This is a genomic window from Pseudomonas trivialis, from assembly GCF_001439805.1.
Taxonomy (GTDB): domain Bacteria; phylum Pseudomonadota; class Gammaproteobacteria; order Pseudomonadales; family Pseudomonadaceae; genus Aquipseudomonas; species Aquipseudomonas trivialis.
In genome coordinates this window covers 425,339-442,803 of the sequence record NZ_JYLK01000002.1, presented here as the reverse complement: position 1 = coordinate 442,803, position 17,465 = coordinate 425,339, and the positions used below count along the sequence as shown (strand labels likewise).

The 17,465-nt window shown below is 58.0% G+C and carries 11 protein-coding genes, 2 tRNA genes and 3 rRNA genes; 11 read left to right on the top strand and 5 right to left on the bottom strand.

Annotated features, from left to right (window positions below; genetic code table 11):
* Positions 1–355: 355 nt before the first annotated feature.
* From TU79_RS05450 to TU79_RS05415, 8 genes are all read left to right on the top strand, one after another.
* A 16S ribosomal RNA gene (locus tag TU79_RS05450) occupies positions 356–1,892 on the top strand.
* 82 nt (positions 1,893–1,974) lie between these two features.
* A tRNA-Ile gene (locus TU79_RS05445) sits at positions 1,975–2,051 on the top strand.
* A 30-nt stretch (positions 2,052–2,081) separates the two neighbouring features.
* Positions 2,082–2,157: transfer RNA gene (locus tag TU79_RS05440), tRNA-Ala, on the top strand.
* A gap of 247 nt (positions 2,158–2,404) precedes the next feature.
* Positions 2,405–5,296 (top strand): 23S ribosomal RNA (locus TU79_RS05435).
* A gap of 157 nt (positions 5,297–5,453) precedes the next feature.
* Positions 5,454–5,569 (top strand): 5S ribosomal RNA (gene rrf / locus TU79_RS05430).
* The 16S, 23S and 5S rRNA genes sit together here with 2 tRNA genes alongside, the layout of an rRNA operon.
* Before the next feature lie 154 nt (positions 5,570–5,723).
* The gene (locus TU79_RS05425; protein WP_057007051.1) at positions 5,724–6,383 is read left to right on the top strand and encodes a paraquat-inducible protein A; all 660 of its coding nucleotides are present in this window, start codon (positions 5,724–5,726) and stop codon (positions 6,381–6,383) included.
* The gene (locus TU79_RS05420; RefSeq protein WP_057007050.1) at positions 6,370–6,993 is read left to right on the top strand and encodes a paraquat-inducible protein A; all 624 of its coding nucleotides are present in this window, start codon (positions 6,370–6,372) and stop codon (positions 6,991–6,993) included. Before TU79_RS05425 ends, TU79_RS05420 begins: the two co-directional genes overlap by 14 nt.
* Entirely contained in the window at positions 6,986–9,289 is a 2,304-nt protein-coding gene (locus TU79_RS05415) for a PqiB family protein (RefSeq protein WP_057007049.1), read from the top strand. The genes TU79_RS05420 and TU79_RS05415 overlap by 8 nt, the downstream gene beginning before the upstream one ends.
* A gap of 160 nt (positions 9,290–9,449) precedes the next feature.
* On the opposite strand, the gene mksF is transcribed toward TU79_RS05415, so the two are convergent.
* Genes mksF through mksB form a run of 3 tightly spaced genes read right to left on the bottom strand, consistent with a single transcriptional unit; the run spans position 9,450 to position 14,252 of the window.
* Entirely contained in the window at positions 9,450–12,281 is a 2,832-nt protein-coding gene (gene mksF / locus TU79_RS05410) for an Mks condensin complex protein MksF (RefSeq protein WP_057007048.1), read from the bottom strand.
* Positions 12,278–12,985 (bottom strand): Mks condensin complex protein MksE, encoded by a 708-nt coding sequence (gene mksE / locus TU79_RS05405; protein ID WP_003232858.1) that lies wholly within the window; start codon positions 12,983–12,985, stop codon positions 12,278–12,280. Before mksE ends, mksF begins: the two co-directional genes overlap by 4 nt.
* Positions 12,975–14,252 (bottom strand): Mks condensin complex protein MksB, encoded by a 1,278-nt coding sequence (mksB, locus tag TU79_RS05400; protein ID WP_057007047.1) that lies wholly within the window; start codon positions 14,250–14,252, stop codon positions 12,975–12,977. Before mksB ends, mksE begins: the two co-directional genes overlap by 11 nt.
* Positions 14,253–14,439: 187 nt before the next feature.
* Here mksB and TU79_RS05395 point away from each other — a divergent pair, with 187 nt between their 5' ends.
* Both TU79_RS05395 and rimI read left to right on the top strand, forming a co-directional pair.
* Entirely contained in the window at positions 14,440–15,183 is a 744-nt protein-coding gene (locus tag TU79_RS05395; protein ID WP_057007046.1) for a hypothetical protein, read from the top strand.
* Entirely contained in the window at positions 15,176–15,628 is a 453-nt protein-coding gene (rimI, locus tag TU79_RS05390) for a ribosomal protein S18-alanine N-acetyltransferase (protein WP_003188286.1), read from the top strand. The genes TU79_RS05395 and rimI overlap by 8 nt, the downstream gene beginning before the upstream one ends.
* 65 nt (positions 15,629–15,693) lie before the next feature.
* On the opposite strand, the gene TU79_RS05385 is transcribed toward rimI, so the two are convergent.
* Positions 15,694–16,098, bottom strand: coding sequence for a hypothetical protein (locus TU79_RS05385; protein ID WP_057007045.1), 405 nt, complete (start codon positions 16,096–16,098; stop codon positions 15,694–15,696).
* A 139-nt stretch (positions 16,099–16,237) separates the two neighbouring features.
* Between TU79_RS05385 and can the strand changes: the two genes are divergently transcribed.
* On the top strand, positions 16,238–16,882 hold the full coding sequence (can, locus tag TU79_RS05380; RefSeq protein WP_057007044.1) for a carbonate dehydratase: 645 nt from the start codon (positions 16,238–16,240) through the stop codon (positions 16,880–16,882).
* Between the two features lie 2 nt (positions 16,883–16,884).
* Here the strand turns inward: can and TU79_RS05375 are convergent, their stop codons facing one another.
* Entirely contained in the window at positions 16,885–17,409 is a 525-nt protein-coding gene (locus TU79_RS05375) for an SET domain-containing protein (RefSeq protein ID WP_057007043.1), read from the bottom strand.
* Positions 17,410–17,465 lie beyond the last annotated feature (56 nt).

The following is a 17,465-nucleotide window of genomic DNA, read 5'->3' as shown; positions in this document are numbered from 1 at the left end:
GAAAGCGGATAAAAAGAGGTGTTGACAGCAGCGTGTAACGCTGTAGAATTCGCCTCCCGCTAACGAGAGATCGGAAGCGCAAGTGGTTGAAGTTGTTGAAGAATTCTTCGAAAGCTTCTGAAAATAATCACTTGACAGCAAATGAGGCTGCTGTAGAATGCGCGCCTCGGTTGAGACGAAAGCTCTTAACCAACCGCTCTTTAACAACTGAATCAAGCAATTCGTGTGGGTGCTTGTGGCGTCAGACTGATAGTCAACAAGATTATCAGCATCACAAGTTACTCCGCGAGAAATCAAAGAATAACCAACGATTGCTGAGCCAAGTTTAGGGTTTCTTAAAAACCCAAAGATGTTTGAACTGAAGAGTTTGATCATGGCTCAGATTGAACGCTGGCGGCAGGCCTAACACATGCAAGTCGAGCGGTAGAGAGAAGCTTGCTTCTCTTGAGAGCGGCGGACGGGTGAGTAATGCCTAGGAATCTGCCTGGTAGTGGGGGATAACGTTCGGAAACGGACGCTAATACCGCATACGTCCTACGGGAGAAAGCAGGGGACCTTCGGGCCTTGCGCTATCAGATGAGCCTAGGTCGGATTAGCTAGTTGGTGGGGTAATGGCTCACCAAGGCGACGATCCGTAACTGGTCTGAGAGGATGATCAGTCACACTGGAACTGAGACACGGTCCAGACTCCTACGGGAGGCAGCAGTGGGGAATATTGGACAATGGGCGAAAGCCTGATCCAGCCATGCCGCGTGTGTGAAGAAGGTCTTCGGATTGTAAAGCACTTTAAGTTGGGAGGAAGGGCAGTTACCTAATACGTGATTGTTTTGACGTTACCGACAGAATAAGCACCGGCTAACTCTGTGCCAGCAGCCGCGGTAATACAGAGGGTGCAAGCGTTAATCGGAATTACTGGGCGTAAAGCGCGCGTAGGTGGTTTGTTAAGTTGGATGTGAAATCCCCGGGCTCAACCTGGGAACTGCATTCAAAACTGACTGACTAGAGTATGGTAGAGGGTGGTGGAATTTCCTGTGTAGCGGTGAAATGCGTAGATATAGGAAGGAACACCAGTGGCGAAGGCGACCACCTGGACTAATACTGACACTGAGGTGCGAAAGCGTGGGGAGCAAACAGGATTAGATACCCTGGTAGTCCACGCCGTAAACGATGTCAACTAGCCGTTGGAAGCCTTGAGCTTTTAGTGGCGCAGCTAACGCATTAAGTTGACCGCCTGGGGAGTACGGCCGCAAGGTTAAAACTCAAATGAATTGACGGGGGCCCGCACAAGCGGTGGAGCATGTGGTTTAATTCGAAGCAACGCGAAGAACCTTACCAGGCCTTGACATCCAATGAACTTTCTAGAGATAGATTGGTGCCTTCGGGAACATTGAGACAGGTGCTGCATGGCTGTCGTCAGCTCGTGTCGTGAGATGTTGGGTTAAGTCCCGTAACGAGCGCAACCCTTGTCCTTAGTTACCAGCACGTAATGGTGGGCACTCTAAGGAGACTGCCGGTGACAAACCGGAGGAAGGTGGGGATGACGTCAAGTCATCATGGCCCTTACGGCCTGGGCTACACACGTGCTACAATGGTCGGTACAGAGGGTTGCCAAGCCGCGAGGTGGAGCTAATCCCACAAAACCGATCGTAGTCCGGATCGCAGTCTGCAACTCGACTGCGTGAAGTCGGAATCGCTAGTAATCGCGAATCAGAATGTCGCGGTGAATACGTTCCCGGGCCTTGTACACACCGCCCGTCACACCATGGGAGTGGGTTGCACCAGAAGTAGCTAGTCTAACCTTCGGGAGGACGGTTACCACGGTGTGATTCATGACTGGGGTGAAGTCGTAACAAGGTAGCCGTAGGGGAACCTGCGGCTGGATCACCTCCTTAATCGACGACATCAGCTGCTCCATAAGTTCCCACACGAATTGCTTGATTCATTGAAGAAGACGATAAGAAGCAGCCCGAAATTGGGTCTGTAGCTCAGTTGGTTAGAGCGCACCCCTGATAAGGGTGAGGTCGGCAGTTCGAATCTGCCCAGACCCACCAATTTTGTGTGGGAAACGCCTGTAGAAATACGGGGCCATAGCTCAGCTGGGAGAGCGCCTGCCTTGCACGCAGGAGGTCAACGGTTCGATCCCGTTTGGCTCCACCACTACTGCTTCTGTTGTATGAAAGCTTAGAAATGAGCATTCCATTGTGATGATGGTGAATGTTGATTTCTAGTCTTTGATTAGATCGTTCTTTAAAAATTTGGGTATGTGATAGAAAGATAGACTGAACGTTACTTTCACTGGTAACGGATCAGGCTAAGGTAAAATTTGTGAGTTCTCTTAATTGAGAAATTCGAATTTTCGGCGAATGTTGTCTTCACAGTATAACCAGATTGCTTGGGGTTATATGGTCAAGTGAAGAAGCGCATACGGTGGATGCCTTGGCAGTCAGAGGCGATGAAAGACGTGGTAGCCTGCGAAAAGCTTCGGGGAGTCGGCAAACAGACTTTGATCCGGAGATGTCTGAATGGGGGAACCCAGCCATCATAAGATGGTTATCTTACGCTGAATACATAGGCGTAAGAGGCGAACCAGGGGAACTGAAACATCTAAGTACCCTGAGGAAAAGAAATCAACCGAGATTCCCTTAGTAGTGGCGAGCGAACGGGGACTAGCCCTTAAGTGGCTTTGAGATTAGCGGAACGCTCTGGAAAGTGCGGCCATAGTGGGTGATAGCCCTGTACGCGAAAATCTCTTGGTCATGAAATCGAGTAGGACGGAGCACGAGAAACTTTGTCTGAATATGGGGGGACCATCCTCCAAGGCTAAATACTACTGACTGACCGATAGTGAACTAGTACCGTGAGGGAAAGGCGAAAAGAACCCCGGAGAGGGGAGTGAAATAGATCCTGAAACCGTATGCGTACAAGCAGTGGGAGCCCACTTTGTTGGGTGACTGCGTACCTTTTGTATAATGGGTCAGCGACTTATTTTCAGTGGCGAGCTTAACCGAATAGGGGAGGCGTAGCGAAAGCGAGTCTTAATAGGGCGTCTAGTCGCTGGGAATAGACCCGAAACCGGGCGATCTATCCATGGGCAGGTTGAAGGTTGGGTAACACTAACTGGAGGACCGAACCGACTACCGTTGAAAAGTTAGCGGATGACCTGTGGATCGGAGTGAAAGGCTAATCAAGCTCGGAGATAGCTGGTTCTCCTCGAAAGCTATTTAGGTAGCGCCTCATGTATCACTGTAGGGGGTAGAGCACTGTTTCGGCTAGGGGGTCATCCCGACTTACCAAACCGATGCAAACTCCGAATACCTACAAGTGCCGAGCATGGGAGACACACGGCGGGTGCTAACGTCCGTCGTGAAAAGGGAAACAACCCAGACCGTCAGCTAAGGTCCCAAAGTTATGGTTAAGTGGGAAACGATGTGGGAAGGCTTAGACAGCTAGGAGGTTGGCTTAGAAGCAGCCACCCTTTAAAGAAAGCGTAATAGCTCACTAGTCGAGTCGGCCTGCGCGGAAGATGTAACGGGGCTCAAACCATACACCGAAGCTACGGGTATCACGTAAGTGATGCGGTAGAGGAGCGTTCTGTAAGCCTGTGAAGGTGAGTTGAGAAGCTTGCTGGAGGTATCAGAAGTGCGAATGCTGACATGAGTAACGACAATGGGTGTGAAAAACACCCACGCCGAAAGACCAAGGTTTCCTGCGCAACGTTAATCGACGCAGGGTTAGTCGGTCCCTAAGGCGAGGCTGAAAAGCGTAGTCGATGGAAAACAGGTTAATATTCCTGTACTTCTGGTTATTGCGATGGAGGGACGGAGAAGGCTAGGCCAGCTTGGCGTTGGTTGTCCAAGTTTAAGGTGGTAGGCTGAGATCTTAGGTAAATCCGGGATCTTAAGGCCGAGAGCTGATGACGAGTGTTCTTTTAGAACACGAAGTGGTTGATGCCATGCTTCCAAGAAAAGCTTCTAAGCTTCAGGTAACCAGGAACCGTACCCCAAACCGACACAGGTGGTTGGGTAGAGAATACCAAGGCGCTTGAGAGAACTCGGGTGAAGGAACTAGGCAAAATGGCACCGTAACTTCGGGAGAAGGTGCGCCGGTGAGGGTGAAGGACTTGCTCCGTAAGCTCATGCCGGTCGAAGATACCAGGCCGCTGCGACTGTTTATTAAAAACACAGCACTCTGCAAACACGAAAGTGGACGTATAGGGTGTGACGCCTGCCCGGTGCCGGAAGGTTAATTGATGGGGTTAGCTAACGCGAAGCTCTTGATCGAAGCCCCGGTAAACGGCGGCCGTAACTATAACGGTCCTAAGGTAGCGAAATTCCTTGTCGGGTAAGTTCCGACCTGCACGAATGGCGTAACGATGGCGGCGCTGTCTCCACCCGAGACTCAGTGAAATTGAAATCGCTGTGAAGATGCAGTGTATCCGCGGCTAGACGGAAAGACCCCGTGAACCTTTACTATAGCTTTGCACTGGACTTTGAATTTGCTTGTGTAGGATAGGTGGGAGGCTTTGAAGCGTGGACGCCAGTCTGCGTGGAGCCAACCTTGAAATACCACCCTGGCAACTTTGAGGTTCTAACTCAGGTCCGTTATCCGGATCGAGGACAGTGTATGGTGGGTAGTTTGACTGGGGCGGTCTCCTCCTAAAGAGTAACGGAGGAGTACGAAGGTGCGCTCAGACCGGTCGGAAATCGGTCGTAGAGTATAAAGGCAAAAGCGCGCTTGACTGCGAGACAGACACGTCGAGCAGGTACGAAAGTAGGTCTTAGTGATCCGGTGGTTCTGTATGGAAGGGCCATCGCTCAACGGATAAAAGGTACTCCGGGGATAACAGGCTGATACCGCCCAAGAGTTCATATCGACGGCGGTGTTTGGCACCTCGATGTCGGCTCATCACATCCTGGGGCTGAAGCCGGTCCCAAGGGTATGGCTGTTCGCCATTTAAAGTGGTACGCGAGCTGGGTTTAGAACGTCGTGAGACAGTTCGGTCCCTATCTGCCGTGGACGTTTGAGATTTGAGAGGGGCTGCTCCTAGTACGAGAGGACCGGAGTGGACGAACCTCTGGTGTTCCGGTTGTCACGCCAGTGGCATTGCCGGGTAGCTATGTTCGGAATAGATAACCGCTGAAAGCATCTAAGCGGGAAACTAGCCTCAAGATGAGATCTCACTGGAACCTTGAGTTCCCTGAAGGGCCGTCGAAGACTACGACGTTGATAGGTTGGGTGTGTAAGCGCTGTGAGGCGTTGAGCTAACCAATACTAATTGCCCGTGAGGCTTGACCATATAACACCCAAGCAATTTGACGACTCGAAAGGGCATCAGATTGCGGTGTGTGAAGACGAGATGAACCGAAAGTTCGACGCTCACAAAACACCGACAGCTGTCACATACCCAATTTGCTGAAGCGAGGCCATCAGGCCACGACTCAGTACCCGAATTTCTTGACGACCATAGAGCATTGGAACCACCTGATCCCATCCCGAACTCAGCAGTGAAACGATGCATCGCCGATGGTAGTGTGGGGTTTCCCCATGTGAGAGTAGGTCATCGTCAAGATTAAATTCCGAAACCCCATTTGCAAAAGCAGATGGGGTTTTGTTTTGGGCGATTGGAAAGTCAGCTCAGCCTTCGCCTACAAATTTGCACAGTTATTTCTGAACCAGACCACTAGAATAGGCGCCTAACCTTTTCTAGAGTAAGAGCCCTATCCATGCCCGAGCCGGTTGATGCCCCACAGGTGTCTGACTTACCACTGGACGATCTAGTGGCATGCCATGAGTGCGACTTGCTGATGCGCAAACCTGTGCTCGCCCGAGGCGAAAAAGCTGAATGTCCACGTTGCGGTTATGAGCTGTATGCTCACCGCCACAATGTCATTGAGCGCAGCCTCGCTTTGGTGATCGCTGCGCTATTGCTGTACATCCCCGCGAACTTTCTGCCCATCATGCAGCTCAATCTACTCGGGCAGACCTCAGAGGACACCGTGTGGACCGGCGTCGTCGGCCTGTTCGATGGCGGTATGCAAGGCGTCGCAATCGTGGTGTTCCTGTGCAGCATGGGCATTCCGTTACTCAAGCTGCTTTGCCAATTGGCCGTGCTGCTCAGCATTCGCTGGAAGATCGGCCGCAATTACGGCCTGCTGCTATACCGCATCTACCATCACATGAAAGATTGGGGGATGTTGGAGGTCTATCTGATGGGCGTGCTGGTTGCGATTGTCAAGCTGGCCGACATGGCTTCCATCACGGTCGGCGTGGGTCTCGTTTGTTTCATCAGTTTATTGGTTGTTCAGGTTCTGCTTGAGGTGGTGATGTCGCCCCACCAGATCTGGCAGGCGTTGTCAGGAGAGGATGATCATGCGGGCGATTGATGCAGGCATTCTGGTGTGTACCGAATGCCACGAACTCAACACACAAGAGCCGGACACCGATGAACAAACGTGCACCCGCTGTGGTGCGTTGATTCATCCGCGTCGGCCCAACAGCCTCACTCGCACATGGGCACTGCTGGTCACAGCGGCGATCCTCTATATTCCCGCCAACCTGTTGCCCATCATGACCGTCAACTCACTCGGCCAGGGCGAGCCCAGTACCATCATGGCCGGCGTGATCCAACTGGTGCAGCATGGGATGTTTCCTATTGCTGCGGTGGTGTTCATCGCCAGTATTCTGGTGCCGACGTTCAAGCTGGTGGGCATTGGTCTGCTACTGTTTTCGGTGCAGCGTCACCAACCGCTGTCCGCACAACAACGCATTGTCATGTACCGCTTTATCGAATTCATTGGCCGCTGGTCCATGCTGGATATCTTCGTGATCGCCATTCTGGTGGCGGTCGTAAACTTTGGGCGGCTCGCCAGCGTCGAGGCTAATCTCGGCGCTGCGGCATTCGCCAGTGTGGTGATCTTGACGATGCTCGCCGCAGTAACTTTCGATCCCCGACTGATTTGGGATAACACGGAGTCGGACGACGACCATGAGTGATTTGCCTAAAGCTAAAACCCGCCCGGCCTCCAACTGGTCAGCCATTTGGGTGTTGCCCCTGATTGCGCTGATCATCGGCGGCTGGCTCGGATGGCGCGCCTATTCCCAGCAGGGCATCGAGATCCAGGTGCGCTTTGAAAGCGGTGAAGGCATCCAGGTCAACAAGACCGAGGTCGTCTACAAAGGCATGCCCGTGGGCAAGGTCAAAGCCCTGGCGCTTGACGACGAGGGCAACAATCGCGGGGTGATCGCCACCATTGAGATGGGCAAGGACGTCGAGCAATACCTCAAGACCAATACCCGCTTCTGGCTGGTCAAGCCCAGCGTAACGCTGGCCGGCATCACCGGTCTGGAAACCCTGGTGTCGGGGAACTACATCGCCGCCAGCCCTGGCGACGGCGAGCCCACCCGCAAATTCAAGGCGCTCTCCGAAGAGCCGCCGCTGTCCGACGCCAAGCCCGGCCTGCACATTACCGTCAAGGCTGATCGCCTCGGCTCGCTCAACCGTGGCAGCCCGGTGTTCTACAAGCAGATCCAGGTCGGCCAGGTCAAAAGCTACCTGCTGTCCGAAGACCAGAGCACCGTCGAGATCAAGCTCTACATCGAACCGACCTACGCCCACCTGGTGCGTAAACACACGCGTTTCTGGAACGCCAGCGGCATCAGTATCGACGCCAACCTGTCCGGCGTGAAGGTACGCAGTGAGTCGCTGTCCAGCATCGTCGCCGGTGGTATCGCCTTTGCCACCCCCGAGAATCGCAAGGACAGCCCGCCCACCGATCCGAGCCTGCCATTCCGTCTGTACGAAGATTTCGACGCCGCCGCCGCCGGCATCCGAGTCAAGGTCAAGCTCAGCGACTTCGAAGGCCTGCAGGCCGGCCGCACGCCAGTGATGTACAAAGGCATCCAGGTCGGCAGCCTGAAAACCCTGAAGATCGACCCGGACCTGTCCAGTGCCAGCGCCGAGCTGACCCTCGACCCATTGGCCGAAGACTATCTGGTCCAGGACACTCAGTTCTGGGTGGTCAAGCCGTCCATCTCCCTCGCCGGCATCACCGGCCTGGAAGCTCTGGTCAAAGGTAACTACATCGCCATCCGTCCAGGCGACAAAGGCACTGCGCCCCAGCGCGAATATGTCGCCCGTGCGAAAGCGCCCCCCCTGGACCTGCGTTCTCCCGGTTTGCACATGGTGTTGTTCACCGACAACCTCGGCTCCCTGGATGTCGGCAGCCCGATTCTCTACAAACAGGTCAAGGTTGGCTCGGTGCAGAGCTACCAGTTCTCGCGCAAGAACAAGCAGTTGGTGATTGGCGTACACATCGAGAAAGAATACGAAAACCTGGTCAACGGCTCGACGCGCTTCTGGAATGCCAGCGGCGTCACCCTGACCGGTGGCCTCACGGGTGGCATCCAGGTCAAGAGTGAATCCCTGGCGAGCCTGATGGCCGGCGGTATCGCGTTCGAAACACCTGAGCCGAATGTGCCGCTGAAAAAACACATTCCGCGCTTCCGTCTGTACCCTGATCGCGAAACCGCCAATCAACACGGCACTCTGGTGACCATCAAGGTTGATCGCGCCGACGGCCTGCGCCCCGGTACGGCGGTGCGTTTCAAAGGGCTGGACGTGGGCAAGATCGAAAGCGTCAGTCTGAGCGGGGACATGCAGTCGGTGCTGCTCGGCGCACGCATCACCCAGGTGGCCGACCGCATCGCACGTGCCGGCAGCCAGTTCTGGGTGGTCAAGCCGGAGCTGGGCCTGATGAAAACCGCCAACCTGGAAACCCTGGTGACCGGGCAATACATCGAAGTGCAGCCAGCCGCGAAAAACACAGGCCCGCAGAAAAATTTTGTCGCCCTGGCCCAGCCGCCCGAGGCCGTGCGTCAGGAGCAAGGCTTGAGTCTGGTGCTCAGTGCCGCGCGCCGTGGCTCACTGAAGGAAGGCGTACCGGTGACCTACCGCGAAGTCACCGTGGGCAAGGTCACCGGCTACGAGCTGGGCCAGACTGCCGACCGCGTGCTGGTGCACATCCTGATCGAGCCCAAGTACGCACCGTTGGTCCGCAGCGGCAGCCGCTTCTGGAACACCAGTGGTTTTGGCGTGGACTTCGGCTTGTTCAAGGGCGCGACGGTGCGCACAGAATCCCTGGAGACGCTGGTCGCCGGCGGTATCGCCTTCGCCACGCCGGATGGCGAGCGGATGGGCAATGCGGCGCGGCCGCAGCAGACCTTCCCGTTGTTCGACAAGTTTGAGGATGAGTGGCTGACCTGGGCGCCCAAGATTCCATTGGGCAAATAAACCGGGGCGCGGCTATTGGGAGCAAGCCCCCTCCCACATTTGACGGTGTTCACAGTTCAAAGTGTGGGAGGGGGCTTGCTCCCGATGAGGCCCTCTGCAGCACCACAAAAAAAGGCCGCGATCCATAGATCGCGGCCTTTTTGCATTTCAACGCACCACGTCAGACCTCATCCAACTCCGGCTGCGCATTCACCGTCGCCTTCACCTCATCATGACGACGAATGTACTTCCAGTCCGCTTCATCAATGTAGATCCCGTTCGGCCCGCTGCCGCCTTCCAGGTCGATGGCCACCTGGGCGGACACCTGCGGCTTCACACTCGCCAGGATCGGCACAAAGCCCAGCTGCAAACTGGTTTCCAGCAACGCCGCCTGGTTCTTCTCGTCGATATCGGCTGCCTCGTCGAGGTAGTACGGCAAGCGCACGCGCCCGGCCTGGTCGCGGTCCATCAAGTGCAGCAACAGGTACATGTTGGTCAGCGCCTTGATGGTCATGGTGGTGCCGTTGGAGGCGGCGCCATCGATGTCGGTGTGAATCACCGGCTGGCCGTTCACCTTGGTGATCTCGAACGCGAGTTCGAACAGGTCCTTGAGGCCCAACTGGTTATGGTTGGCCGCCACCAGGCGCGCCAGGTATTCCTTGGCCTCTTCGTTCTTGTTGTCCTGCTCGGCGCTCTGACTGAGGTCGAACACCGACAGAGTCTCGCCTTCTTCATACTGACCGGCGCTGTGGATGATCTGGTCGATATGCTTGAGCGCTTCCTTGTTCGGTGCCAGCACGATGCGGAAGCTCTGCAGGTTGGAGACCTGGCGCTTGTTGATCTCGCGGTTGAACAGCGCCAGTTGGTGTTCCAGGCTGTCGTAGTCGCTGCGGATATTGCGCAGGGTGCGCGCGATATCGGTGACTGCCGCCCGTCGCGCCTTGCCCAGCGTCAGCGCCTCATCGGTACGGTGCGCATAGGCGTTGATCAGCAGTTGCAGACGGCGCTCCACGTCATCCTCGCTGTCGAACTTGGCCACGCCCTTGAGGCGCACCTGAGCGTACAACGCTTCAATCTGGCCATCGGCACGCAGCAGGCTCTGCCAGCTGTCCTGATAGTCATTGAGCAGCGGCAGCAAGTTGTCCATGGAGTCGTCGACCGGGTCCATGAATGGCGTGCCGAACGGCAGGTCTGCCGGCAACAGCTGGCGACGGCGCAAGGCGTCATCCAGGGTGCGCTGCTTGGCTTCCATATCGCCAATCTGGCGGCCGACCAGTTGCAGCTTGGCCGACAATTGCTGGACGCGCTCGGTGAACGCATCGCTGGAGCGCTTCAGCTCGTCCTGCGCCGCTTCCATCTGCGCCAGTTGTTCCAGCTTCTCGCCTTCTTCGGCGCTCAGGGTCTGCGCGCGACGGAAATCTTCCAGGGCTTTTTGCGCATCCAGCACCTGCTGGTACAGCGCCTCGGTCTGGGTCTTGCTGGCTGCGCGATCAGAGGCCACAGCCTGCTGGGTCTTCAGTTGCTTGAGTTCTTTTTCCAGACGCTCTTTCTGGTCACGCAGTGCCGCGCGATCCGCCAACGCCTGCAACGCCGGGGGTTCGATGTGCGAGATGTCGATGGACAGCCCCGGCACCTCAAAGCGCTCGCCCTTGAAGCCATCGAGGATCCGCTCAAGGGATTTGACCCATTGGCCGTCCTCATCCAGCGTGATGCCGTGTTCACCCAATGGCAGGCTGAACAGCGAACTGTTGAACAGCCGCATCAGACGCTCGACGTCCTGCTGTGAGAACTCTTCGCGCAGCTTGGCGTAGCTGTTGTTGTCCGCGTGATCAAGCTGCTGCTTGACCGACTTCAGGCGTTTTTCCAGGTCGCGCAGACGCTCGTCCAGATCCTCGGCGCTGAACTGCCGCGACTGCGCCAGCGCACCCGCCAATTCATCGTGAGCATCTTTGGCCGCGAGCAACTGCTGCTCCAGCATCTTCACGTCGTCCACCAGCGCAAAGCGATGCTTGAGCACCGACAGCTCGCCCAGCCAGCGCTGGATGCCGCTGATCTCCCGCTCCAGGCGCATCAGCTCCTGGGTGCCGCCGCGCTGGTCATGCTGCAGCGCATCCTGTTCATTGCGGTAGTGCTCGGCCTGGAGGGTCAGCTCTTCCTTGCGCGCACTGGCGTAGTCCGACCAGGTGCCCAGCAGCGAATCCAGCAGCGGTGACAGGCGGTGCAACTTGCCGCGCAACACATCGCGTTGCCGCACGCCATTGGCCAGCGCCTCGACCAATGGTCCGGCAGCCACCAGCGAGTTGTAGTCCTGCTCCATGCGTCGTACGTCGCGGAAGGCCTCTTCACACGCCGCAATGTAATCCACGCTGCCGGAGCGCAGGCTGTGTTCAAAGGCGTCGAGGAACAGTTGCTTGAGTTTGGCTGCGGTGATTTCGCGCATGTGCAGCAGGTTGATAAACAGCGCGCGGAACGTCTTCAGGCTCTGCTCACTGGTGGAGCGCAGCGGGATCAGCGTCAGGTCCAGCGGGATCGAGGTGTGACCGCCCACCAGCAAGCGCCGCAGTTCATCCGGCTTGAGTTCATAGGCCTTGAGGCCCTCTTTCTCAAGGTTGGTGAACAGCTCTTTCTGCCGCAGGCAGGTGTCGTTCTTCTGGTAGTGCGCCAGGTCCAGCTTGCCGGCATAGGCGAAGAACTGGTGGCCAAAACCGCCACCCGGGCCGCGCCCGACCACGCCGATCACATGGGGGCCGTGAGGCAGCGAGACTTCCACGAGGATGTAGCTGGTGTCAGTGGCGAAGTAGAAGCGCCGCGATTGCTCGAGGGTGTACTTGCCGAAACTCATGTCCGACATGCGCGCCAGAATCGGAAACTGCAAGGCGTTGATCGAGGCGGATTTGCCCAGGTTGTTCGCGCCGTACACCGACAGCGGCTCTTCCAGCGGGAACAGGCCCAGGCTGTAACCGGCGGTGTTCAATAGGGCGAAGCGGCGGATGCCGTAGCGTTCCTTGCTCATGCATCGGTCTCCTGTTCTTCGGCAATGGCACGGGCCAGGGCGTCTTCTTCGCTCTCTTCCTCGAAGTCGCTCAAGTCGAGCGGGTCATCGGTCTTGAGCAGTTTTTCATCGCTGTCTTCGTCGATGATCACCGGCGCCGGCAATGGCAATACGCTGTGCACGCTGGCGGCGAGGTCGCGGTCCTGCTGCACCGACAGGCACACGTCGAGGAAGCGGTGCATCGGCGGCAGGAAGCGATAAATGCCGTTGTCTTCGCTGGCAAAACCCAGTTGGGTCATGCGGCGCATGATTTTCTCTTCAAGCTCTTCCTGGGTCTGCACTTCGGCCTGGATAAACAGGTCGCGGTATTTATCCAGCAGCGACGGCAGTTCATCACGCCCCAGGCTGCCGCCGTCGAGCACGGCAATCGGGTCGCGGCCCTGGTCGGCCAGGTGTTCGACGATGATGAAGGTGAACAGCGCCAGACGCTGGGCGGTCTTGTTGACCTGCGCACTGGCGATGGCGGAGTCGGGCACGAAGTAATAGAAACCACGGGTGTCGCACACCAGCTCAAAGCCCAGGGCCTTGAACAGCGTGCGGTACTGGTCCTGGAAGTTCGACAGTTGCGCGTACAGCTCCGGGTCGCGGCGGCTGACGTGGTAACCCTTGAACAGCTCGCGAAAGATCGGCGCCAGCTGGGACAGTTCGGATAGATCAAGATGCATAAGGTGTACTCGCAGGTTGCTCGGCGGCGTCTGTGCCGGCCGGGAGCAGGGCGAATGAGCGCAGGCTGACCTGGTGCTCGTGTGTGTGGTAATCGCGGCGTTCCAGGCGTTCGCGCTTGAAGCGTTTTTCCCGCGAGAGCCGGGAGAACCAGTACAACAACTCGTCGGTGGCGCCGTCCGGTTCCTGCTCCAGCAGCCAGGTCATCAGGTCGGGCATCGGCAGCGCGTCTTCGCAGCGTTCGAGCATTTCCTTGACCGTGCGCGGCGCACGCTGGGCCTGGCCCTTGTGGGATTTGTGCGCCTTGGGGAAACGCGCCGGTTTCGGCTCGAAATTCGCCAGGGCATACACGTAGGCCTCGACCTGGCTGGCACTGCCCAGAAAGGTGCTTTGCGGCCGGGTGAACAGCGGCATTGCCGCCTGTGGCACCGCGTCCAGACCTTTGCGGCGAATCGCCGACAGGGCCAGCGCCGCGCCACGGGTCACCGCGTTGTGGCGGCGCGCTTCTTCACGCAGTGGCAACAGCAGTTCACGGGCGTGACGCAGGGTCAACTGGGCGCTGGTCTGCATTTCAAGGATGCGCGCGTGGGTACGCAGCAGCATGTCGTCGTCCACCAGGTGGCCGAGGCGCTGTTGCTCGGTGAGCATGCGCAGCAGCACATTCTCGACCTTGCGCACGCCTTGCTCGAAGGCGCCGTCGGCGTTCACCAACTGAATCATCGGTTCGACGTATTCGTCCCAGGTTGCCAGCACTTCGGCGTACCGCTGGCGCAACGGGATCTGCCGGTCGCTGGTCTTGGCGCGGTCGGCCACGGCGGCGAGGGCCTGTTCGTCGTTGGCGAGTTTTTTCAACACGTCGCGTACGCGCATGTCCAGCAGGCGCAGTTGCCGGGCCAGGTCGTGGCCGTCACGGATGTCGAAGGCGTCCTGGATATAGCCGGCCAGACGCTCGAGGTGGCGCAGGTAGGCTTCGATTTCCAGGCACAGGCCGAGCCGGTGTTCTTTGCGCAAATAGGCGAGGAAGTCGTGGATCTGTGCGTTGAGCTCGAAGCGGTTCGGGCTCTTGGCCACAGGCACCAGGATATCCAGGCGAATCCACACGTCCAGCAGGCTGGTGATGTCCTGGGGTGTACTGTCCAGTTGTTGGGCGGCCAGTTGCGCGCGCAGTTCGCCCAGGCTCAGGGTGCCTTGGTCGAAGTGTTCGCACAGTGGCTCAAGCAAGGCCCAGTGTTCGGCGAGGGCGCGCAGGACGCGCTTGGGTTCGATCATGGGAATGGCCGGCTGGTTGGCGATTAAAGGTCGCGATTGTACTGCATCGGGAGTGGGATTTATCCACAGCCGTTCAGCGCGCAGTGGGCGATTGTTGCCGAACAGCGGTAGAATCCCCGCTCTTTACTTATCCACAAGTGGCCGAGCTGTGCTTATCGAGTCCCGACGTCGCGCTTACTTGACCGCCATGCAGGTGGTCAACTGGCTGCCCCGCACCGAACTGCCGTTTGCCGCACCGTCGCGGCCCGAGCTATTGCAGGCGCCAGAGCCCTATGAGGCGTTTGAGTCGTCGGGCGAGGAGGCCGCCGCGCCGGTCGCGGTGGTTAAGCCTGTGCCTGAGGTGCGGCCGGTGGTCGAACGGGCCAAAATCGAAGTGCCGCGCCCCTCGCCAGTGACCAAACCGATGGTGGCCGAAGACACGGCGCCGGTGGCCAAGGCGCCCGTGGTGCCGCCGCCGCGTTTTGCCCTGCAATTGCTGCGGGCCGGGCGTTGCCTGCTGCTGGTGGAGTTGCCCACCGGCGAGCGCTTCCAGACCCGCGACCCGGCCTACATGCTGCTCAAGGACATGCTGCGCGCTGCCGGCCTGCCGGACAGTCCGCAGATTGTCGGCGACCCGGTGCGCTGGCCGTTGCTGGTGCGCGGCACCATGGATCAGGGCCCGGACGCCGCGCGGGATTTTGTGCAAGGTTTTGTCTCGGCACGCCTGGAAGACGAACCCTGTGTGTGCCTGTGGCTGATCGGCCTGCCCGCCGTGCGTTTTGCCGGTGAAGCGAATGCCGAAGCCTGGTACCGCGAACTGCAGGTCGAAGGCCTGGGCTCGGTGTGGGCACTGCCGGGCCTGGAATTATTAATGGAAGAGCCACAGCGTAAGGCTGATGTCTGGCAAGCCATGCGCCGGCTGATGGCGCGCTGGAAAACAACCGATGAGTGAGGCTTTATCCTTCCGCCCGATGACCGAGGCCGACCTCGATGCCGTGCTGAAAATCGAATACGCAGCGTTCAGCCATCCCTGGACACGCGGCATTTTTCTCGATGGCCTGGGCAAGTATCAGATCTGGTTGATGTTCGAGGGTGAGCAGCAAGTGGGGCACGGTGTGGTGCAGATCATTCTGGATGAAGCCCATTTGCTGAACATCACCGTCAAGCCGGAAAACCAGGGCCGTGGCCTGGGCCTGGCGCTGCTGGAGCACTTGATGTCCCGCGCCTATGCGGCCAACGCTCGGGAATGCTTTCTGGAAGTGCGCGACAGCAATACCGGGGCGTTCCGGTTGTATGAGCGTTATGGCTTCAATGAGATTGGACGTCGGCGCGATTATTACCCGGCTGTCGGTGGCCGCGAAGACGCAGTCGTCATGGCTTGCACGCTCGTCGACTGAACACATGGATCCGTGTGGGAGGGAGCAAGCCCCGTCCCACATTCGGTCTGCAGTGTGTCAGTGGCTCAGCGTTTTCCGTTTACCGGGTCCAGATCCGCCAACTCGGCCTCATCCAGCCCATTGCCGCCGCCAATGTCATCTTCATCGACGATGCTCAGGTCAAAATCGGACGGCTGGTCCTCGCCTTCTTCCCGGGCATCCCGCGCGCCATCCTCATGGATCAGCGTCTCAGGGCTCATGTCGTCATCGGTCGGTTGATGATCGTCGGTCGAAGCACCGGTCATCCCAGCCTCGCGCACCCGTTCGTCAGGCATCAGATGTTCGCGCTCGCCGCGCGGGATCTCATCGCCGATTTCCGCCGTCTGGTCTTCCTGGTCAAAATCCAGCTCACGCATCGAACCCATGCGGTCTTCGTTATCGTCAATCGGTTCGGGCTGCGTGGCGCCGTAGGGACGTCGTGATTCAGTCATGGCCAATCCTCATACTGTGGGGCTTATAGTGTGTGGACAGGCTCAGCGCCCCAAAGATTCAAGCTAATTTGCGCCAGGCGTGACCCGGACGAGGGGTTGTCAGTCACACAGCTGCGCATCATTCCCGAGGTTTTCCCTGATGAACGAACTACAAGACCTGCTTGATAACAACGAACGCTGGGCGGATGCGATCAAACAGGAAGATCCCGAATTCTTCGCCAAGCTCGCCCGCCAGCAAACCCCGGAGTACTTGTGGATCGGCTGTTCCGATGCGCGCGTACCGGCCAACGAGATCGTCGGCATGCTGCCGGGTGATCTGTTCGTGCACCGCAACGTGGCCAATGTGGTGCTGCACACCGACCTCAATTGCCTGTCGGTGATCCAGTACGCGGTCGATGTGCTCAAGGTCAAACACATCCTCGTCACCGGCCACTACGGCTGCGGCGGCGTGCGCGCGTCGATGCAGGACCGCCAGTTCGGCCTGATCGATGGCTGGCTGCGCACCATTCGCGATCTCTACTACGAAAACCGCGAAGTGCTGGCCCTGCTGCCCACCGAAGAAGAACAGGTCGACCGCCTGTGCGAGCTGAACGTGATCCAGCAGGTGGCCAACGTCGGCCACACCAGCATTGTGCAAAACGCCTGGCACCGTGGGCAGAGCCTGTCGATCCATGGCTGCATCTACGGCATCAAGGATGGTCGCTGGAAAAGCCTGAACACGACCATCAGCGGCTTCGAGCAACTGCCGCCGCAATATCGCCTGCGCCCGCTGGGTGACGCCTAAGCTCAATTGGCGCGCCCGCGCTGTTCCAGGAACGCTCGGCCTTCTGCGCTGAGTTGTTCATGCGGGCCTTTGATCCAGCCCCGGCAGTCTGGTGCACCGCAGGTGCAGGCAAACTGTCGGGGCAGGGCATCGCCGGTGTTGGCGTAATCGATGGTCAGCCAGGTGCCGGCCGCAATAGGCATCACCGACCACAGCTCCAGATAGGACGTGTCGACATACGTATTCGGATGGCAGGCGTGCTGCAGTTGGCCGCACATCCACGGGTCATACAACCAGATACGTTCCGAGATCTGGAGCGTGTGCTGACGGCATTCGCCCAGGGCATAGCCGAATACCCGGGCGATGAGAGTACGGTTGTCGAACGCGACGCGGGATTTGATACCGATGATTTCGCCGGTGGTGTCGCACACCACTTCAAAATCGCGCGTGGAGGGGTAGCCATACGCCGTCAGCGTTGTCGTAAAGGGATACAGGCAGTCGTCATCAGGGGTGGTGCGAATCGCCTTATCCATGGCACGAGTTTTCATCACGCTCCTTGAATGGGCTGCATCGACCTGCGGAGGGTGTCTGACTGCCAGTCTTG